The sequence below is a fragment of the Bifidobacterium sp. LH_416 genome (assembly GCF_056357055.1).
In genome coordinates this window covers 113,074-133,904 of sequence record NZ_JBKEVJ010000002.1, presented here as the reverse complement: position 1 = coordinate 133,904, position 20,831 = coordinate 113,074, and the positions used below count along the sequence as shown (strand labels likewise).

General features: G+C 55.1%; 19 protein-coding genes. 4 read left to right on the top strand and 15 right to left on the bottom strand.

Going from position 1 to position 20,831, the window contains the following annotated elements; genetic code table 11:
• Window positions 1-181: 181 nt before the first annotated feature.
• The 3 genes from AC1AY0_RS05060 to AC1AY0_RS05050 all read left to right on the top strand — a co-directional run bounded on the left by AC1AY0_RS05060 (window position 182) and on the right by AC1AY0_RS05050 (window position 3,928).
• Entirely contained in the window at window positions 182-655 is a 474-nt protein-coding gene (locus AC1AY0_RS05060; RefSeq protein WP_476524082.1) for a MerR family transcriptional regulator, read from the top strand.
• Window positions 656-703: 48 nt separating this feature from the next.
• Window positions 704-1,681, top strand: a complete 978-nt coding sequence (locus tag AC1AY0_RS05055) for an NAD-dependent epimerase/dehydratase family protein (RefSeq protein WP_476524083.1) — start codon at window positions 704-706, stop codon at window positions 1,679-1,681.
• A 966-nt stretch (window positions 1,682-2,647) separates the two neighbouring features.
• Window positions 2,648-3,928: an MFS transporter gene (locus AC1AY0_RS05050; RefSeq protein WP_476525995.1), complete on the top strand. Its 1,281-nt coding sequence runs from the start codon at window positions 2,648-2,650 to the stop codon at window positions 3,926-3,928.
• 84 nt (window positions 3,929-4,012) lie between these two features.
• Here the strand turns inward: AC1AY0_RS05050 and der are convergent, their stop codons facing one another.
• Window positions 4,013-6,142, bottom strand: a complete 2,130-nt coding sequence (der, locus tag AC1AY0_RS05045; protein ID WP_476524087.1) for a bifunctional cytidylate kinase/GTPase Der — start codon at window positions 6,140-6,142, stop codon at window positions 4,013-4,015.
• Complete coding sequence (locus tag AC1AY0_RS05040) at window positions 6,139-6,909, bottom strand: pseudouridine synthase (RefSeq protein ID WP_476524088.1); 771 nt, start codon at window positions 6,907-6,909, stop codon at window positions 6,139-6,141. Before AC1AY0_RS05040 ends, der begins: the two co-directional genes overlap by 4 nt.
• 181 nt (window positions 6,910-7,090) lie before the next feature.
• Here AC1AY0_RS05040 and AC1AY0_RS05035 point away from each other — a divergent pair, with 181 nt between their 5' ends.
• Complete coding sequence (locus tag AC1AY0_RS05035; RefSeq protein ID WP_476524090.1) at window positions 7,091-8,023, top strand: MIP/aquaporin family protein; 933 nt, start codon at window positions 7,091-7,093, stop codon at window positions 8,021-8,023.
• Here the strand turns inward: AC1AY0_RS05035 and AC1AY0_RS05030 are convergent.
• The 13 genes from AC1AY0_RS05030 to AC1AY0_RS04970 form a co-directional block, all read right to left on the bottom strand.
• Window positions 7,922-8,224 carry a DUF3017 domain-containing protein gene (locus tag AC1AY0_RS05030; RefSeq protein WP_476524092.1) on the bottom strand — a complete coding sequence of 101 codons (303 nt, stop codon included), beginning with the start codon at window positions 8,222-8,224 and terminating at the stop codon, window positions 7,922-7,924. The genes AC1AY0_RS05035 and AC1AY0_RS05030 overlap by 102 nt on opposite strands.
• 114 nt (window positions 8,225-8,338) lie before the next feature.
• On the bottom strand, window positions 8,339-9,976 hold the full coding sequence (gene purH / locus AC1AY0_RS05025) for a bifunctional phosphoribosylaminoimidazolecarboxamide formyltransferase/IMP cyclohydrolase (protein ID WP_476524093.1): 1,638 nt from the start codon (window positions 9,974-9,976) through the stop codon (window positions 8,339-8,341).
• The gene (locus AC1AY0_RS05020; RefSeq protein ID WP_476525993.1) at window positions 9,973-11,301 is read right to left on the bottom strand and encodes a cell division protein PerM; all 1,329 of its coding nucleotides are present in this window, start codon (window positions 11,299-11,301) and stop codon (window positions 9,973-9,975) included. Before AC1AY0_RS05020 ends, purH begins: the two co-directional genes overlap by 4 nt.
• Window positions 11,302-11,321: 20 nt before the next feature.
• Entirely contained in the window at window positions 11,322-12,233 is a 912-nt protein-coding gene (sucD, locus tag AC1AY0_RS05015) for a succinate--CoA ligase subunit alpha (protein ID WP_476524096.1), read from the bottom strand.
• Entirely contained in the window at window positions 12,233-13,450 is a 1,218-nt protein-coding gene (gene sucC / locus AC1AY0_RS05010) for an ADP-forming succinate--CoA ligase subunit beta (RefSeq protein ID WP_476524181.1), read from the bottom strand. Before sucC ends, sucD begins: the two co-directional genes overlap by 1 nt.
• Before the next feature lie 80 nt (window positions 13,451-13,530).
• Window positions 13,531-14,112: an adenine phosphoribosyltransferase gene (locus AC1AY0_RS05005; RefSeq protein WP_476524097.1), complete on the bottom strand. Its 582-nt coding sequence runs from the start codon at window positions 14,110-14,112 to the stop codon at window positions 13,531-13,533.
• 55 nt (window positions 14,113-14,167) lie between these two features.
• Complete coding sequence (locus AC1AY0_RS05000; protein ID WP_476524182.1) at window positions 14,168-14,575, bottom strand: preprotein translocase subunit YajC; 408 nt, start codon at window positions 14,573-14,575, stop codon at window positions 14,168-14,170.
• A gap of 87 nt (window positions 14,576-14,662) precedes the next feature.
• Window positions 14,663-15,727, bottom strand: a complete 1,065-nt coding sequence (gene ruvB / locus AC1AY0_RS04995; RefSeq protein WP_476524099.1) for a Holliday junction branch migration DNA helicase RuvB — start codon at window positions 15,725-15,727, stop codon at window positions 14,663-14,665.
• Window positions 15,727-16,353: a Holliday junction branch migration protein RuvA gene (gene ruvA / locus AC1AY0_RS04990; protein WP_476524100.1), complete on the bottom strand. Its 627-nt coding sequence runs from the start codon at window positions 16,351-16,353 to the stop codon at window positions 15,727-15,729. Before ruvA ends, ruvB begins: the two co-directional genes overlap by 1 nt.
• 65 nt (window positions 16,354-16,418) lie before the next feature.
• Window positions 16,419-17,003: a crossover junction endodeoxyribonuclease RuvC gene (gene ruvC, locus AC1AY0_RS04985; RefSeq protein WP_100493980.1), complete on the bottom strand. Its 585-nt coding sequence runs from the start codon at window positions 17,001-17,003 to the stop codon at window positions 16,419-16,421.
• A 6-nt stretch (window positions 17,004-17,009) separates the two neighbouring features.
• Window positions 17,010-17,765: a YebC/PmpR family DNA-binding transcriptional regulator gene (locus tag AC1AY0_RS04980; protein ID WP_476524101.1), complete on the bottom strand. Its 756-nt coding sequence runs from the start codon at window positions 17,763-17,765 to the stop codon at window positions 17,010-17,012.
• A 96-nt stretch (window positions 17,766-17,861) separates the two neighbouring features.
• Window positions 17,862-19,895 carry a threonine--tRNA ligase gene (gene thrS / locus AC1AY0_RS04975; RefSeq protein ID WP_476524102.1) on the bottom strand — a complete coding sequence of 678 codons (2,034 nt, stop codon included), beginning with the start codon at window positions 19,893-19,895 and terminating at the stop codon, window positions 17,862-17,864.
• Window positions 19,896-20,046: 151 nt separating this feature from the next.
• Entirely contained in the window at window positions 20,047-20,814 is a 768-nt protein-coding gene (locus AC1AY0_RS04970) for an MIP/aquaporin family protein (protein WP_476524103.1), read from the bottom strand.
• Window positions 20,815-20,831: the final 17 nt, after the last annotated feature.

The window sequence follows — 20,831 nt, the reverse complement described above, 5'->3', positions numbered from 1 at the left end:
AAGGCTGCGACGCCAACATAATGGTCCGGTCACAATAACACGGCCGGGTCCTGCGTGCGGCCTCATTTAACTCCGATCGGCACCACCCAACCTCATGGGTGACGTTCCTTTGCCGAGCGATTTGCCTTAGAGTGTGCTCTAACCCTTAACGTATTGAGCATCGGCAAACGGAGGTGCACGCATGGGCCTGAGTATTGGACAGGTGTCGAAGAAGATGAACATTTCGACGTATACCTTGCGCTATTACGAGAAGGAGGGTTTGCTGCCCTTCGTTCATCGGGATATCAACGGCGTACGCGTGTTCGAGGAATCCGATCTGGATTTCCTGCGGGTGATCGACTGCCTGAAGCGTACAGGCATGCCGTTGCAGGATATCCGTCGGTTCATCCGGCTGGCCGATGAAGGCGATGGGTCGTTGCAGGAACGCTATGAGCTGTTCATGGAGCGTCGTGATGCCGTGGATAGGCAGATAGAGGAACTGCAACGATGCCGCGAATGCATCGACTTCAAATGCGAGTACTACCGCAAGGCGGTGCAGCGCGGTTCCGAGCGCGGCGACAACGCCGATGGGACGGACGGACCTCCGGAAATGCCGCTGAGCCTGATCATCGGGGACCGGGAGCACTGTGACGTCTCGCTCTCCGAGGACGACTGAGCCGTCAGAGGTATCGGTGATTCGACAACGAAAGGAAACAAAACAATCATGATGAAAGCAGTGGTGATCGGCGGATGCGGTCATATCGGCAGTTGGCTTGTGCCGAAGCTGGTCCATGCCGGCTATGACGTGACCAGCGTCTCCCGTGGCAAGCGCAGGCCCTATACCGACGATTCGACATGGCGGTATGCCCACTCATTGGTTCTGGATCGCGCGACGGGAGAACCGGGGGATTTCGAGAAGGCCATCGCGGCGTTGGATGCCGACATCGTGGTGGACCTCATCAACTTCTCGTTGGATGACACCAAACGCATGACGGACTCCCTCCGCGGCACCCGGTTGTCGCATTACCTGTTCTGCTCGTCCATCTGGGCTCATGGCAGGGCGACCACCCTGCCCGTCACCGAGGATCAACCGAAGCTGCCTCTTGACGAGTACGGCATCGAAAAAGCGAAGAGCGAAGCGTACCTGCATGACTTGTTCCGACACGAGGGATTCCCCGAGACCGTGGTGATGCCCGGCCAAATCTCAGGTCCGGGCTGGAACATCATCAACCCTCAGGGCAACGAGGACATGTCCGTGTTCGCCCGCATCCGCCGTGGGGAAGGAATCACGTTGCCGAATCTGGGCATGGAGACCCTTCACCATGTGCATGCGGACGATGTGGCACAGGTGTTCTTCGATGCGATCACGCACCGTAATGCAGCACTGGGAGAAAGCTTCCATGCCGTGGGCGCCCAGTCGACCACGCTGCTCGGCTACGCGCAGGCCATGTATCGGCATTTCGGGCATGACGCTGATAGGGATGGCCTCATCACTCTGCTGCCGTGGGACGAATGGTGTGCGAGCGTAGGCGACGAAGCGCACGTGGAGAAGACCTACTACCATATCGCGCGCAGCGGCTTTTACAGCATCGAGAAAGGACGCCGTCTCATCGGCTACGACCCTCGCCACACATGGCTGGAGACCGTCACCGAAAGCGTGGACTACATGGTCCGGCACGGCTGGCTTGACCGGAACGATTAAAGACTTGCAACGAAGCTCACGGAAACCATCGAAGTGACCCCTCGAACTAACAAGGAGTCGCGGGTTCAAATCCCGCTGGTCCGACCAGAAAGCCCGGAATTCCAATGATTCCGGGCTTTTTCGTATTCCGTGAAAAACGTGTCTGGACACGATTTGGGAGTACAAGCCAGATTGTGTGTCTGGTGGTTTGGCTGCCATTCGGTTCTGCCGTGGGGTCGTCCCGGTTGATGCTGATGGGCGTATTGTGGCGTGGTGTCGCGGTCTCCAGCGGTGGCTTCCGGTCCTGTGGGGGCCGGGCGTGGTGTTTAAGTGGCTTGTCGCCATGGTGTTGTGCTTGTTTCGTGTTCCGGTTGCGTGGTGTTCAGGGGTGGTTGCGTCCCGGTTGCGTGGTCATCGATTGATGCACGGACCGTGGCCGATTTCACTGCCACGGTCCGCAGTTTCGGCCTTTTTCGGGGAACCGGGACAACGCTTCCCGCGTAACCGCGGTATTCGCTTCGCTGCCATGATGAGGAACGCCCGGAATTCCAACGTTTCGTGTGGAGGGGGATATGCTCGCGGTCGCGCGAGTGTCTCCGAGAATGTCCCGGTTCCCCATAAAGGATCGAAAATCACGGACCGGGACAGTGAAATCTGCCACGGTCCGCGTATCAATCGATTGCCGGAACTACCGGGACAACAGGAGACCATTCGACCTTGGTGTGGGAGGCCGTTCCGGCCGACCCCGAGCTCCGCCATCACACGACTCGAAACCGTTTCACTCCTACTGCCACAACAGAGCACAAGCCAAAAACAGACACACAATCTGACCTATAACCTCACGCTTGGGCACGATGAAATACATAACCTCGGACCAATTCTGTTCCTGACCGTCAGATGAATCCCAGTCATTCCATAACGTGGGCGACTTCGACTGCGCAGCCCCGCTTGGCTCTATAGGCCGTTTTCCAACTTTATAATCATGGAGTGAGCAAAAGTAGTGAGAATGATCAACGACGACCATTAGATGCCGTAGTAATGGCGGTACTCTCAGGTTTTATTTTCCTTGTGGCATTGAATCTGCGCCCAGCGGTGTCCGGTGTCGGCCCAGTGCTCACCAGTATTGGAGATGACCTGCATTGGAGCGAAACCGTACTGGGCATACTCGGCGCTATGCCGTTATGGGCATTCGCCGCCGTCAGCCCTTTGGTCCGTTTCTTTACTTCGCGCATTGGAGCGGACGCATCGATTCTGCTGGCATTGCTGGTGCTGGCCTGCGGCAATGCAGCACGTTCTCTTGGCGGACCAACGATCATATGGTTAGGAACTATGGCCGTTGGCGCTGGAATCGCAACCGGCAACGTCCTTGTGCCAGTTATCGCCAAGCGTGATTTCGCACAGCATATTCCGCTTGTCACAGGCGTATATTCTGCATGCATTACAGCCGGTTCAGCAATCTCTGGATTGACTACTGCACCGATGGCTCATGCGCTCGGCGGATGGCGTGCAGCTTTAGCAGTGTGGACCGTGCCGCCAATAATTGTCGCAGTGTTATGGGCGGCACGCATGATATACACCGCATCAATGCTGCGGCAGAAAACCACATTCACAAAAGGCCTTACGCAGCCCGACAAAGCTGCAAAAGCAACTCTCAAAACATCAGCAGAACATTCCCAACAAACAGATCCCAGCGCTTCCCGTCAAACCACTCCGTTATGGCGCCGATCAACAACATGGTGGGTCACACTGTTCATGGGATTGCAGTCAGCCGCGTTCTACACCATGACGAATTGGCTGCCGTCCGTCGCTACCGCAGCTGGATTCGATGATGCACAAGCCGGTGTGCATCTGTTTGTATTCCAATCGATTGGTATTCTTTCCGGCCTGATTATTCCTGCGCTGATGCATGTGCATAACAGTCAGGTATGCGCAGCGCTCACATCCAGTATTCCCATGGTCATTGCTGGTCTCGGCTGGATTTTCATGCCGCAATTATCTATTGCATGGAGCGTTATCGGCGGTATCGGGCAAGGCGCCTCATTGGTGGTCGCGTTAACGCTAATCTCCTTGCGCGGTCGTACCGCTGATGAAACGGTTGCGCTTTCCGGCATAGCGCAGTCTATTGGATATTTGCTGGCTTCAGTCGGACCGCTTGCGTTCGGTATGCTCACGGAACTATCCGGAGGATTAGTAGCGCCACTCACACTGTTTACCGCACTTGCAGTATTGCAATGTGTAATCGCCATTCCTGCTGGGCAACCTAGATAAAGAAAGCCAACAGAATAACAAAAAGGCTTTGTGAGACTGAGAAGTAAAGAATCTCAATCGCACAAAGCCTTTAAATGCGTAGTACTACTTGCGCTTCTTCTTTTCGCGGATATTCACCGAAATCTGAATCGGCGTGCCTTCAAAGCCGAACTCTTCGCGCAAGGAACGCTCAATATAGCGACGATATCCATGCTCCAAGAATCCAGTAGCGAAGATCACGAAACGTGGCGGACGGGTGGAGGCCTGAGTCGCAAACAGGATTCGCGGCTGCTTGCCACCACGCAGCGGATGTGGATGCGCAGCCTGAATCTTGCCGAGGAAAGCGTTGAGCTTACCCGTAGGAATACGCTGATCCCAAGATTCCAAGGCAGTGTGCATGGCACTGGCCAAACGGTTGGTGTGCCAGCCGGTCTTAGCTGACAAATTCACACGCTGCGCCCAAGTCACACGATCGAACTCAGTGTTCCACAGACGCTCCAGACGCTGCTTGTCGAACTCATCCATCGCATCCCACTTGTTGAACACCAGCACGATTGCTCGACCGGCATCCACTGCAGTGGACATCACCTTCAAATCCTGATCGGAAATCGGCTGAGATGCGTCAAACAGAATCAACGCCAGTTCGGAACGTTCGATAGCCGCCTGCGTACGCAATGATGAATAGTATTCCGCACCGGAAAGCTTATGCTGACGGCGCTTAATACCAGCGGTGTCGATGAACAGCCAGTCCTCACCATCGATATCGATGATTTCATCAACCGGGTCACGCGTAGTGCCGGCCAGATCATTAACCACGGAACGTTCTTCACGTGCAAGCTGGTTCAGCAGCGAGGACTTGCCCACGTTCGGGCGACCCACCAAGGCCACGCGGCGTAGATGCGAAGGCGTCAAATATCCAGAGGTTTTCTCAGCCTTCTTGAGTTTATCGAGCGCAGCATCGAGCAGTTCACCCATGCCTCTGCCGTGCATGGCAGACACTGCATACGGTTCGCCCAAGCCGAGCTTCCAGAATTCAGCAGCCATGTATTCGCTGGCATTATCGTCGATCTTGTTAACCGCCAGTGTTACAGGCTTGCCGGCAGCGCGCAGCATCTTAACAATGCGCTCATCCGTATCGGTCATACCAACCTGAGCGTCCACGACGAACACCACGGCATCCGCAAGCTGCACAGCAACCTGAGCCTGAGAAGCGATGGCGGAATCGATGCCTTCAACATCAGCTTCCCAACCACCGGTATCCACCAGCTTGAAGTCGGTGCCGGCCCATTCGGCGTCATAGCTAACGCGGTCACGCGTCACGCCAGGTGTATCTTCCACCACTGCGGCACGACGGCCCAGAATACGATTCACCAACGAGGACTTGCCCACGTTCGGGCGGCCGACAATCGCTAATACGCCAACTGGCTTAGGACCAGGCTTGCGTGCGCCTTCAGTGAATCCGCGGCCGGAAATCAGAGCCTCGTCCGCTTCATCCAGATCGTAGCCTTCGAGATTGGCGGCATACTGCTCGTATTCCTGATTCTCGATGGCATCTTCAACCAAACCAATCAGCACATCAAGCGTATGCTCGAAATCCATATCCGAGTTATCGATAGTGGTTACACCATCGGCTGCGGTCAGGAAGCTGGTGACCTTGGAATCAGCTTTATCGCGGGCAGCAACATCTTCCGTACCCACGCCGGAAGCAGCCTGGCCACTACGGCGAGCCTGACGAACCTCTTCGCGAGCGGTCAGCAATACGCGTACTTCAGCATCCGGTGCCACCACTGTGGTGATATCACGGCCCTCAGCCACAATGCCCAAACCACCGGAGAACGAATCCACCGAAGCTTCTCGAGCAATGTATGCGCGTTGTGCAGCAATCAGCACATTGCGCACAGGAATCACATTGGAAACCTTGGACACATGTGAGGAAACCTCAGAGGAACGAATAGCCTCAGAAATATCCTCGCCATCGGCGAACACGCCGGGATTATCCGGGTCGACGGAAATATCAAAGTGATCGCCGGTGAAGAATTCACCCACCGCTTCGGTCACAATACGCTCGTCAACGGTTTCAACATCAAGATCGATGCCTTGCTGCAAGCACCACCAAGCGCAGGCGCGGTACATAGCGCCAGTATCCAAGTAGGCATAGCCGAAATATTTGGCCAGTGCTTTGGATGCGGATGATTTGCCGACGCCGGCAGGACCATCAATGGCAACGCGAATCACAGTCCAACCTCCTTGGACAGCGAACGAACTTCAGTCTGCGACAGTACGCGGTAGGAACCGGATTTCAGATCACCGAGCTTGATCGGGCCGATTTGCGTACGCACCAAGCGCTTTACCGGGAAGCCGATGGAGCCGAAGATACGGCGCACGATACGGTTCTTGCCGGAGTGCAGCACAACCTTGACCATTGTGTAGTCGCGCGTGGCGTCAATGATGGCGCAATGGTCGAGCTTGATCCAGCCGTCATCCAGCTGCACGCCGGTCTTGACCAGACGGCGGCAGACCGTACCGGACAGTTTGCCTTCCACAGTCGCAATATAGGTCTTCTCCACCTCGTACTTGGGGTGCATGACGTGCTGGGAAAGTTCACCATCATTGGTCATGAGGATCAGGCCTTCGGAATCGTAGTCCAAACGGCCCATATGGAAGATGCGATCGTACTTATCTCCCACAATGTCGCGCAACGTATAACGGCCCTTAGGGTCATCCATGGCGGACAATACCTTGCGGGGCTTATTTAGTGCGAGAGTCACATGATTCGGGTTCACGCGCACGCGAGAACCGTCCACACGGACCTGCTGCGTCTTCGGGTTGACACGGGAGCCGAGTTCGGTCACCAGTTCACCGTCGACCTCAACACGACCTTCGGTAATCATATCTTCGCACTTGCGGCGGGAACCGAAGCCTGCCTGAGCGAGCAGCTTCTGCAGACGAATGGAATTGGAATCATCATGCGCTTTTTCAGCGCGAGAATATGCGTTTGGCATCGTTCTCCCAACGTGGCCGGGCAGGTTGTATATCAACCTGAAATTGAATACATCGAATTGGAAGCTGAAATTCACAGCTTTTTCCAACCTTTACATAATACCAGAGAGGCAGACTACTGATAGACTGGCAGACGTTTGTGCGGGTTCGCCCGTCTTCCAACAGATGAAAAGGAATATAACCATGGAAGAAACCAAGCAACAGCCGCTGGCTTTGCGCGTTTGTGCAGAACTTGCCGGCAGCCTTTTGCTGTGCTTCGCTATTTACGCATTCTCTACGTGGGGTTCTGCAGTATATGGCGTCAATGTCGTCTTTGTGCCGTTGGCCACTGGCTTGGCCTATGCGGTAATCACCGCGCTGTTCGCCCGCGTGTCTGGTGGTCAGCTCAACCCTGCTGTAACCGTTGCTGCAGTACTTACTTCTAAAACCAAGTTGGTGGATGGCATTCTGTATGTCATTGCTCAGGTGATTGGTGCCATTGCCGCTGCCTTCGCCGTAGTCAAGCTGCTGCCGACTTCCGAGCAGGTTGCCGCTAAGGTGTGGCTCTCCCCTGCCGTTAATGGTTTTGAGCAGGGCTCAGTATCGTACAGCTTGCTCACCCAGTATGGCATTACGTTCTCGGTAACGCTGGCAATTGTGGTAGAAGTAGTTGCTTCGCTGCTTGTAGTGGCAGCAGCTATGTCCGCTATGGGCAAGAACAATGAGTCCGCTGACCGTTATCCGCTGATTATGGGTGCTGCTTACGGTATTGCTGTGGCTATCACGTATCCGGTGACCGGTGCTGGCCTGAACCCTGCACGCTCCACTGGCATCGCATTGGCCGCAATGAATGAAGGTTTGACTCAGAACCCGGCACAGCAGCTTTGGGTGTTCTGGGTTGCTCCGGTACTTGCCGCCGCTATTGTGGCATTGGTGATGATTGTGGTGCAGATGGCTACCACGCCGAAGCCGAAGGATGAGGCTGACGCTGCAACTGCTGATGCAACCGATGATGCTGCGCAGGAACCTTTTGATTCAGTGCAGGAAAGTGCTGGAGAACAGGCCGAAGAAGCTGAAGTACGTGATCAGCAGGCCGATTCCCAGAGCGATGCCGATGAAGGAGTCGAACGCAACTGAGCGTACCTTCCATGGGCTCTTCTCACGCATGATTAAACGGATGAGCCCTGTACCGATGGCCGTCACGGAAAGCAACACCGTGGCGGCCATTGTGTATCCCAGACCAGCCAACACGGCGATTACCACAACAATGCCGAGCACAATCCATTCGAACCACGGCTTGCCTTCATGCGCTTCGGATACATAAGGATGATTGTGCATAATGTTCTTTCTTATCGCAAGAGATAGGGGCTTCTCTCGTTAGTATACGAGAGAAGCCCCTATGTTGTGTTGATTGATAATCAACAGTAGTACTTGATTATCAATCAGTGACTATCAGTGGAAGAAGTGGCGAGTACCAGTCAGGTACATGGTGACGCCAGCCTTCTTGGCTGCTTCGATGACTTCTTCATCGCGGATTGATCCGCCCGGCTGAACGATGGCCTTCACGCCGGCATCAATCAGCACCTGAGCGCCATCGGCGAATGGGAAGAATGCATCGGATGCAGCAACGGAACCGGTTGCACGATCAGCGCCATCAGCAAGCGTGTTGGCGCGTTCGACAGCCAGATGGCAGGAATCCACACGGTTGACCTGACCCATGCCAATGCCGACAGTTGCCTGGTCGTGAGCCAACAGAATAGCGTTGGACTTCACGCAACGAATTGCACGCCAAGCGAAGACAAGATCCTTCAGCGTTTCAGCATCAGCGGCTTCACCGGAAACAAGCTTCCATGCATCCGGATCATCACCAGTAGCGTTGATGAGGTCGGTATCCTGCACCAGCAGGCCGCCGTCAATCTGACGCACGGACTCATGGCCCTTCGGCGGCTCAGCAACCTTGAGGATGCGGAGGTTCTTCTTCTTGGTCTGCAGCAGTTCCAGAGCGTCCGGCTCGTAATCCGGAGCGACAATCACCTCGGTGAAAATCGGGCGCACGCTTTCGGCCATCTCAAGAGTGACTGTGGAATTGCAGGCAATCACACCACCATACGCGCTCATCGGATCGCAAGCGTGGGCCTTCTTATGAGCTTCTGCGGCAGTAGCACCGATAGCGAGACCGCAAGGATTGTTGTGCTTGACAACGGCAACAGCGATAGCGGGAGCCATATCCCAAACGGTACGCCATGCAGCGTCGGCATCCACATAGTTGTTGTAGCTCATCGGCTTGCCGCCAAGCTGCTCAGCATGTGCAAAACCAGTCTGGTTCAGCGGATCAATGTACAGAGCTGCCTGCTGGTGAGAATTCTCACCGTAACGCAGCGTATGTGCACGATCCCATGTGCGCGTGTACTGCGCCGGGAACTTGGCAGAGTCCACTTCGCTACCCTGATCGTCCTTATCGACTTCAACAGAGTCAAGGGAAGCCGGCTTCGGCCAATGCTTAGCAGTCCACTCGTTAATCGTGGCATCATAGGCAGCAGTGTGGGCGAATGCCTTAGCAGCGAGCCACTTACGTTCTTCAAGAGAGAAGCCCGTGCCGTCTGCAACGCGAGCGGCGACCAGCGCGTAATCAGCCGGGTCGGTCACGATAGCTACGGTAGCGTGGTTCTTGGCAGCGCCGCGCACCATGGATGGGCCACCGATATCAATCTTCTCGATGGTGTCTGCTTCATTGGCGCCGGAGCGTACAGTGTCTGCAAACGGATACAGGTTCACGACGACCAGATCGAACGGCTTGATGCCGAATTCCTCAAGCTGCTTGGCATGCTCCGGATTGGTCATGTCTGCGAGGATGCCGGCGTGAATGTACGGGTGCAGTGTCTTGACGCGGCCATCCAAGCATTCCGGGAAACCAGTGACATCGGACACCTCAGTGACCTTGACACCCAATTCCGCAAGCTTCTTGGCGGTCGAGCCAGTGGACACGACCTCGGTACCTGCCTTCACGAACGCGTCGGCGAGTACTTCGATTCCCTCCTTATGGAAGACGGAAACCAGTGCCCGTCGTATCGGCCTGTTCGTGTTTGTCATCCTTGTTCCTCCTTGGATTTTTGGGATTGTGACACGTCTGATTTCGGCTGGGAAGCAGTGCTGCGAGCCGTATGAACAGTGGTGTTGGAAGACTTGGCTTTTCCAACTACCCAGAATATCGAAAAAACAAGCGCTGTGCCAATCAGTGCGATAAGCCACGCTGCAGCGAGTCCCAATGCTGCCGGATGGCCTACTGCTCGTGTGGATGCCATAACATTGACGCCCACGTTGGCAAGACGATGCTTGCCCAGAGAGCCATTAGACAGAGCAAAAAGCAACGTAGACCCCAGCGAAATGATTACAGCGCCAATTGAGAACGACACAGCAGGATATGCCAAATCAAGTATTACGGAGCTTCGTATCTGTGCGTCTCGCACCTTCATCGGGCGATATCGGAATCCTTGAGGCAGGAACAATATCAGCAAGCCTGCAATCAGCGCAATCGCAAACGGCGTGCACATGGCTACGGTGCGCCACACTTCGCTCGTCACAGGTTCAGGGAAAATGCCGAATGCCGGGACTGCTGGCAGTGAATTGGACTGCCCCACCCAGAGCGTAAAGTTCGCAAGATCACCGATAGCGAATCCTGCACCAAAAAGCCAGGAAATAGCCCAAATCATAACGTTAGGGAGCCAAATCAGCATGGCTATAGTAGTGAGGATTCTTGATCCCGTTTCCATTCCAGACATGGTGAAAATCGAGACCACGGCGGCATTGTTCAGCACAATCCAAATGATTACGGTAATCAGACCAGCCGCTAGATACAGACCTAGGATCAGCATTCCCAGGAATATGCCAAGCTTGATGCAGCGGACGGCTGCAGAAGACAGTATTCCGCGGATACGTTGATTCAATGCTGGCACAATATCGGAGTGGATGGCACAGGCCAACACATAACCGAGGGTAAACACGAGAGCCGCTTTAGCAAGCGTAAGCCACTGGGCGTCAACGAGCCCACCGTCAATGGCATGCCGGCAATAGACGTTCATGATCAGCCAAGTAATCAGGCCTGCCACGAATTCGTGTACACCGACTGCTTTAATCCGCACTGCAATGGTATCGATAAGCCATACCAATAAAACAGTGAGCAGCAATGGTGTGATGGTAAGCGTTACCGAATCAGTTTCAAATCCTGAGCCTTCGCTTAATAGCACTATTGCTTGGGTAAGCGGCACGGTACTGCCGGTAAGATTGTCACCTCCTTCTTCCATGGAGATGACCAACAGCATTAAAGCGATGAAGCAACCTATTGCTATCGCGTATACTGCCATGGATGCGAGGGCGACTACGATCCCTCGCACCCATCGGCGTATCAATGTTTTCATAAAGACCGTTCTATAGGCGATCAGATGATGTTGTTCTTGGTAAGAATGTCGCGCATGAATTGTGCAGCCTGACCCGGCGTCTTGCCAACCGGGATACCCGCTGCTTCGAGTGCGTTTTTCTTATCCTGAGCAGTGCCTTTGCCGCCGGAAACAATGGCGCCGGCATGCCCCATCTGCTTGCCTTCAGGAGCGGTGAAGCCAGCAATGTATGCCACCACGGGCTTGGTCATGTGTTCCTTGGCCCATGCTGCGGCTTCCTGCTCGGCAAAGCCACCAATCTCACCAATCATCATGACTGCCTTGGTGTTGGGATCGGCTTCAAAAGCTTCCAAGGCCTCGAGCAGCGTAGTGCCGACAATCGGGTCGCCGCCAGCGCCTAGGCAGGCGGTGAAACCGATATCGGAGAGCTCACCCATCAGCTGATAGGTCAACGTGCCGGACTTGGAGACCAAGCCGAGAGGACCGCGGCCGACAATACCATCCGGAATAATGCCGAGGTTCACACCGGGCTCGCCCAAAGTGATAAGACCCGGGCAATTCGGTCCGATGATGCGCACGCCCTTCTGCAGAGCAAGCTCAACGAAGTAAGCGGAGTCGGCGACCGGAATACCTTCGGTAATCACCACAATAAGTTCGATGCCAGCTTCCACGGCTTCGACCACAGCACTCTTGGCGAAGCGCGGTGGCACAAACACCACGCTCGCCTTGGCACCTGTGGCTTCACGAGCATCCTGGCAGGTGGCGAACACTGGAATATCAGCGTCCTCGCCATTGCGGGCTGCGGCGAACGTTACGGAAGTGCCGGCCTTACGCGGATTCACACCGCCAACGATGTTGGTTCCAGCCTTGAGCATACGAGCGGTATGCGTCATGCCCTGATGGCCGGTCATGCCTTGTACGATAACGGGTGCGCCGTCTTCAATAAACAGCATCAGCGAATCTCCTTGGACTGGGTGGCGTCAGCGGCAAGCTGAGCAGCCTTCTGGGCTGCGCCTTCCATGGTTTCAGACACATGAATGGTCGGATTAGCGGCTTCAGACAGAATATGCAAACCTTCTGCTGCTGCGTTACCGTCGAAACGAACGACGATGGGCTTGGAGCTACCAAGCGTCTTAACAGCTTCAAGAATGCCATTAGCCACTTCAACGCAGGAAGTGATGCCGCCATACACGTTGATGAACACTGATTCGACCTGCGGGTCAGACAGCACGATTTCGAGGCTGCTGGCCATCACCGCTGCAGATGCACCACCACCGATATCGAGGAAGTTTGCCGGCTTGATACCGGTGCCCTGTTCCTCACCAGCGCCGGATACAGCATCGAGCGAGCTCATGACCAGGCCAGCACCGTTACCGATAACGCCTACTTCACCGTGCAGATGCACGTAATGCAGGCCGTGCTCGCGTGCCTTCTGCTCGAAAGGATCGGGAACGATCGGGTCTTCAAAACGGGTCCATCCATCATGGCGGAAGGAGGCATTGTCATCCAAGGAAATCTTGGCATCCAATGCGCACAGCTGCTTAGTGGATTCATCATCCGGGTCGCCGATCTTGGCCAACGGGTTGATTTCCACCAATGTGGCGTCATTTTCCTTGAAGCAGCGCCACATCTTTAAAAGAATTTGAGCGGCCTGATCAACATCGGCGTGGTAGAAGCCAATGCTTTCAGCCATCTTGGTTGCAGCCTCAAGATCGAAATCACCTAAGGCTTCAATATGAAGACGCTTCACCGATTCAGGGTGTTCCTTGGCGATTTCCTCAACCTCGGTACCACCGTTTGCGGTGGCCAGCACGTCGAAATCGCGGGAAGTACGATCCACGGAAATGGACACGTAATACTCGTGCAGAATGTTCTTGGCTTCAGCCACCAATACACCAGACACCTTGTGCCCGTGAATGGTCATCGGAAGAATGCTTTCCGATTCCAGAATGGCCTCGTCACGGTTATGCGCAATCTTTACGCCGCCCGCCTGGCCACGGTGGCCGATTTTCACCTGGGCCTTGATGACGCAGGGGTATCCGATTTTGTCTGCTGCTTCGGCAACTTCATGGGAGTTCTGGGCGAAGATGGCACCCGGGGTGGGGATGTCCTGTTCCTCCAGCAGCTCTCGTGCCTGGTATTCGTAAAGGTCCATGGATCCTTCCCTGATGAAATGAATAATCCGGCATGTAACTGTACATGGTACATGCCGGACGATAAAAACGAAGATTAACTGGTGAGACAGAACGCTCAGGCAGGCATTGAAATAAGCGAGCTTACCGGTACATTACCGAGCTTATCCAGACCGTCCAGGCCATTGAGCTTCATCACGAAGCTGAAGCCTGCGACCTTGCCACCGGCCTTTTCAATCAGATCGGCCGCGGCCTTGGCGGTGCCGCCAGTGGCAATAAGATCATCGACGATCAAAACACGTTCGCCTTCATGAATCGCAGTGGTCTCGATTTCAACGCTTGCAGTACCGTATTCCAAATCGTAGGATTCGCCGATGGTTTCAGGCGGCAACTTGCCGGCCTTGCGCACGGCGATGAAGCCCTTGCCGTAATGCTCGGCAAGTGACGGTCCAAACAGGAAACCACGAGATTCCAGCCCGGCAATCACATCGAAATCATCCGGGTTGACCGGAAGTGCCTGTTCGAGTGCCTTCAACAGAATCTTCAATCCACGAGGATCGGCGATAACCGGCATAAAATCGCGGAAGATGATGCCTTCCTTGGGGAAACCGGGAACAGAGCGGACCAGCGATACCAGGTATTCCGCGTCTTCCTGACCGACTGCGCTCAATGCTTCGATGGTGATGTCCGATTGTGCCATAGTGCTATTTCGCCTCTTGAATCCTCGTGGGTTGTGCTCTACCGAGTTGAAGAGCTTACTTTGCTTCGGTTTCGGCCTTGTTGCTGTCTTCTTCGTTTTCGACAACAGTGGCGTCGATGGGTTCCTGACCTGCTTCGTCATTGGCCGGGGCTTCCTGCTCGTCGGTCGGCAGCGGGTTGCCGTTCTCGTCTACCTCATCGTCGGACACGTATGCCGGGCGGGTGTATTCGCGAGCGATGGCGTTGAACGCGAAACGCATCTTAGAGCCCTCGGAATCGATGACGATTTCCTCGTACTGCTCGTCGACTTCCACAACCTTGCCAATCACCTGACCGATGGTGATGACCTCGGTACCCGGCTGCAGGTTGCGGCGGAAGTCCTGCTTTTCGGCCTGCTGCTGCTTGGCCTTCTTGGACTGCCACCACATCATGCCGCCGATGACCACAACCATGACGATAAGCATTGCGTATGATTCCACGGAAAACTCCTTTAAAAACAACGGTTATGGCGCATATTGACACATAACCGGATTGTGCAAACAGGCTAAAGTCTAGAAGAGCTTGCTGACATCATCTGTAGGCGTAAGACCTAAATGCTGCCATGCTTTTTCAGTGGCGACACGACCTTTCGGTGTACGGACAAGGAAGCCTTCACGCACCAGATACGGTTCGCATACCGTTTCCACGGTTTCGGACTCCTCGCCTACCATGGCCGCGAGATTGTTGAGACCTACTGGGCCACCATTGAAATTGCGCACAATAGCGTTCAGCACAGCAATATCCAGACGATCCAGTCCTTCAGAGTCAATCTGATACAGCGACAGCGCTTCTTTAATATCGTCAGGACGCACCACGATAAGGTCATGGACAATAGCCCAATCACGTACACGGCGCAGCAAACGATTAGCGATACGCGGCGTACCTCTGGAACGACGTGCCATTTCCGCAGCCGAACCTTCATCAAGGTTGACGCCCAGCACGTTAGCTGAACGATCGATAAGCTTCTCCAGCTCCTCATGCGGATAATAATCGAGATGTGCGGTGAAGCCGAAACGTGCTCTCAACGGGCTGGGCAGCATGCCTTCACGCGTGGTGGCACCGATTACAGTGAATCGGGGCAATGTCAATGGGATTGAGCTCGCGCCCGGACCTTTACCCACCATGACATCCACACGGAAATCCTCCATCGCGATGTACAGGAGTTCCTCAGCGGCTCTCGGCAAACGATGAATCTCGTCGATAAACAGTACTTCGCCAGTATCGAGAGAGCTCAGAATCGAAGCCAAATCGCCAGCATGCTGAACCGCCGGACCGGAAGTCACACGGATGGGCACTTCAAGCTCGTTCGCCACAATCATGGCCAGGGTGGTTTTGCCGAGGCCGGGAGGGCCTGCGAGCAGAATATGATCCGGTGGAACATCGCGCTTGCGCGCGGCATCCAGAAACAGTTGAAGCTGCGCCTTAAGTCTTGGCTGGCCGATGAAGCCATCCAATACATGCGGGCGAAGTTCCTCGTCGCTGACCGGTTCGTTGCCGATAGGCTGCGAGGAAACCATGCGCAGGGATTCCTCATTGGCTCCCGTATTTGACGTGCCGAAATCTGCTGCTTCGTTCATTACCGCCCCCTATCCATCAACGCCAGAGCAAAGCGGAGCACACGCGGCACATCGTCCGCAGCCAAAGGCGTGTTGATATCGTTGTCCGCAATAGCTTCAGTAACTGCCTGTTGAGCGTCCTGCTGACGCCATCCCAAAGAAATCAGGCCTTCAATAACTTGTTCCATGCCAGTATCAATCGGCTGTTGTGCCGTTGACGCAGCAGATTGCGTTGCTTCAATCTGGCTCAAATCAATCGAGCCCTTCAGCTCGAGAATGATTTTTTGCGCACCTTTTTTGCCCAGCCCTGGAGCTTTGGCAAGAGCAGTAGCGTCATTGTCGGCAATGGCACGAGCCAACTGAATCGGCGTTAGCGTGGAGAGCAGTGATTGCGCGACTTTAGGACCAATACCGGAAACCTTAATGAGTTGCAGAAAGGTTTTCTTGGCATCTCGGTCAAGAAAACCATGCAATGTCACAGCATCTTGTGAAATGTTGAGATACGTGTATACGCGGGTATCTTGACCGGCATGAAGCCTGCCAAGATCTGAGACGGACATGCGCACTTCATATCCCACTCCCCCAACATCAATCAGCGCGGTATCGGCATCCACCGATTCAACCCGGCCGGTCAGCATACCAATCATTCATGCTCCCTTTCACGCCGTGGTGCCTGCTATGCACATATAATCGAACAACTGTTCGAAGTATACTACATGCCTCGGTCGTGATTCATGCGTCGACGTGCCGTATGCTGTGCAGCCTCGGCCCATTGACGTTGTGCTGGGGTGAGATGCTGCTCCCGTTCACCGCCTTGCAATGCCCCAGCGGGGCGCAGCGCATGGCAAATGGCCAACGCGAGAGCATCGGCGGCATCAGCCGGGGTTGGCATCTTGGTGAGATTGAGAATTCGGGTGACCATACGCTCCACTTGGATTTTCTGGGCTTGTCCATTGCCAGTAATGGCCAGCTTTGCTTCGGTCGGCGTGTGCAATGCCACTGGGATATTGCGTTGAGCGGCAGCCAGCATGGCAAGGCCTGCTGCTTGTGCCGTGCCAAGTACCGTATTGCGATTGGATTGCGCGAATACACGTTCGATAGACACACTATCTGGGGCAAAACGGTCCATTTTTTCAGACAAACCGTTGTAAATTGCCAGCAATCGCAAATCCTGAGAGATATCAGGGGAAGAACGTACTACGTCGACGTGAATAAACGAAAGCCGGCGATGTTCGCCGGCTTCAATCACGCCGACCCCGCAGCGTGTAAGCCCGGGATCGACGCCAAGAATAATCACTGTGGATTACTCCTCATCAAGCTGGGCCATAACCTCATCGGAAGCGGTCCAGTTGGAGTAGATGTTCTGCACATCGTCCAGATCATCGAGCTTGTCGATGAGGTTGGAGACCTTGCGAGCATCTTCGAGGCTCAGTTCGACTTCGTTCTTCGGCTGCATAACCTGATCAGCGGAATCGTAGTCAAAGCCGGAATCCTGCAGGGCCTTACGAACCGTGAAGAGGTCGGACGGGCCGGTGATAACGGTGTAGACTTCGCCGTCATCGGTCACGTCTTCAGCGCCAGCTTCAGCAGCGGTTTCGAAGAGCTTGTCGTAGTCCACGCCTTCGGAAGGAACCACAATCTGGCCCTTACGCTCGAAGTTGAAGGCCACGGAACCGGAGGTAGCCAGAGAGCCGTTGCCCTTGGTCAGGGTGGAGCGGACTTCTGCAGCTGCACGGTTGCGGTTATCGGTAAGGCACTCAATGATGAGGCCAACGCCTGCAGGAGCGTAGCCCTCGTATACGATGTCCTCGTAGTTGGCGGCACCATCTTCAGCACCGGAGCCACGCTTGACAGCGCGGGCGATGTTGTCGGCCGGCATGGAAGCCTTCTTGGCCTTGTAGATGGCGTCGTACAGGGACGGGTTGCCGTCCGGATCACCGCCGCCGAGACGAGCGGCGATTTCGATGTTCTTGATGAGCTTGGCGAAGAGCTTGCCGCGCTTAGCGTCGATAGCGGCCTTCTTGTGCTTGGTGGTCGCCCACTTGGAATGACCTGACATTGGTGCTCCTAGCGATTAAACGAATGATGTCAAACGGAATGATTGTAGGCCGGTAATTAGACATGGCCAATTACCGGCCTAGAAAAACGCAGAAAATCAGTCTGCGATAGCTGCCTTGAAGTCGTCCGCGGAGTTGACCTGGACGCGCTTCTTGATCACGGTGAGGATATCGGCGCGAGCCTCATCCACCGGCACACCGTTGAGCTGGCTGCCGTCACGGAAGCGGAAGCTCACGGAGTTGTTGTTCATGTCTTCCTCACCGACGATGAGGATGAACGGCACCTTGGACTTGGATGCGTTGCGAATCTTCTTGCCGAAGCGATCGTCGGAGGAATCGATCTCGCAACGAACCATTTCGTCCTCAAGGGACTTGACGAACTCTTCCAGATGCGGAGCGAATTCGTCGGCAACCGGCACGCCAAGTACCTGAACCGGGGCAAGCCACGCCGGGAAGGCGCCTGCATAGTGCTCCAGCAGCACGGCGAAGAAACGCTCGATGGAACCGAACAGTGCACGGTGAATCATCACCGGGCGCTGGTGAGTACCATCCTTGGCGATGTACTCGAGCTGGAAGCGCTCAGGCAGGTTGAAATCAAGCTGAATGGTCGAGACCTGCCAAGTGCGGCCAATGGCGTCACGAGCCTGCACGGAGATCTTCGGGCCGTAGAAGGCAGCACCACCCGGATCGGCGACGAGATCGAGGTGCGAGGCCTCGGCCACTTCGCGCAGCGTGTTGGTGGCCTCCTCCCAGATTTCGTCGGAGCCGACGTACTTGTGCTCATCCTTGGTGGAAAGCTCCAGGTAGAAGTCGGTCAGGCCGAAGTCGCGCAGTACCTTGAGCACGAAGGTGAGCAGGTTGGTCAGCTCGTCCTTCATCTGTTCGCGGGTGCAGTAGATGTGGGAATCATCCTGAGTCAAACCACGAACACGGGTCAAACCATGAACCTCACCGGACTTCTCGTAACGGTACACAGTGCCGAACTCGAACAGTCGCAGCGGCAGCTCACGGTAGGAGCGCTGGCGGGACTTGAAGATCAGGTTGTGCATCGGGCAGTTCATCGGCTTCAGGTAGTAGTCAGCGCCCGGCTTGGTGATGTTGCCTTCTGCGTCCTTTTCCTCATCGAGGTGCATGGGCGGGTACATGCCGTCCTTGTACCAGTGCAGGTGGCCGGAAGTCTCATACAGACCGCCCTTGGTGATGTGCGGGGTCTGCACGAAGCTGTAATGGTACTTGCGGTGCATCTCGCGGGAGTAGTCCTCCATCGCGTTGATCACAGCGGCACCCTTCGGGTGGAACACAGCCAGACCAGGGCCGATCTCATCCGGGAAGGAGAACAAATCCATTTCAGCACCGAGCTTACGGTGATCGCGCTTGGCGGCTTCCTCGAGACGGGTCTGGTATGCCTTCAGATCTTCCTTGGTAGCCCAAGCGGTGCCGTAGATGCGCTGCATGGTCGGGTTCTTTTCGGAGCCACGCCAGTAGGCGGCTGCAGAACGCTCAATCTTGAATGCCTTGATGTAACGGGTGTTCGGCAGGTGAGGTCCGCGGCACAGATCCTTCCACACCACGTTGCCGTCACGGTCGACGTTGTCGTAGAAGCTCAGTTCCTTTTCGGAGATTTCAGTGGCGGCAGCCGGGTCAAGATGAGCTTCCTTGTCTTCGATGAGCTCAATCTTGAATGGCTGGTCAGCCTCTTCCTTCAGGGCTTCCTCTTCGCTTACAGCGCGACGGCGGAAGGACTGGGAGGACTTGATAATGCGCTGCATGCGCTTTTCGATTTCCTTCAGATCTTCCGGAGTGAAGGGCTTATCAACCTGGAAATCGTAGTAGAAGCCATCCTTGATAACCGGACCAACGCCGAGCTTGGCGTTCGGATAGATTTCCTGCACGGCCTGGGCCATGACGTGGGTGGCGGAGTGACGCATGATTGCCAGACCGTCTTCGGAATCAAGGGCGATAGGCATCACGGAGTCGCCGTCTGCAAGCGGCGTGTAGAGATCACGGTTTTCGCCATTGATCTTGACTGCGATGATGTTCTTGTCTTCCGCGAACAGCTCAACGCCAGTGGTGGTTGCTTCCACCTCCTTCGCTTCGCCGTTGACTGTAATGGAGATGGAGCTTAACGCCATGATGTGTCCTTTGCTATCGGGGCCCGCGGTACTATGTGCAGGCCTGGACTGTTAATCAACATGCGACACGATAGGAATGAGTGCCGACATTCTTCATGGCGGTGCTGCAATTCGCATTGATAAGGTCAGCACCGCCTGTATTGTCTTCCATTTAAGCCATGAGTCCGAAGGCTTCAGGAACGAGCACTCCGGCAATAGCGCCAAGAGTAGGCCCAACAAATGGCACCCACGCATAACTCCATTCGGAGCTACCTTTGCCAGCGATTGGCAGCAGTCTGTGCACAAGCCTTGGGCAGAAGTCACGTGCGGGATTAAGTGCCGCTCCGGATACACCACCCAATGCCATAACCAGCACAGTAATAACCAATGCGGTAGCAAGCGGACCGACTTGTGTGGGAGTGCCACCATTGACCATAATCCACGTGACCAGTATCGCCGTGCCGATTGCCTCGCTGACGACATTCCAAACAGGCGAGGCAATCGATGGCTTGGTGCAGAACACGGTCAGCACAGCATCCGGATCGGCGGTTCCGTCAAAGTGCCGGCGCATCGCCACAAATCCTAAAAGAGCACCAATGAATGCACCAAGAAATTGCGCGGTGATATAGATTGCTACGTTGCCGGCTGTTACCGCGATGCCGCCGTTCGTCAGTGAGGCTCCATTAAGAGTCGTATCGCTGTTGAAACAGTGCTGAACAACGCGAGCCAGCGTGACCACTGGATTCAGGTGGCCGCCAGTTGGCCATGCCACGTACACACCAATGAATACTGCCAGTCCCCATCCGAGTGAGACATTGATCCAATCATTACGGTGTGCTCCGGTATTTGGCAGCAATCGGCTGCCGCATACCATCGTGCCTATAGCAATCATCATCATCGTTCCAAGGAATTCAGAACCGAACATCTGCATGATGCTCATCAATGATGCTCCTTATG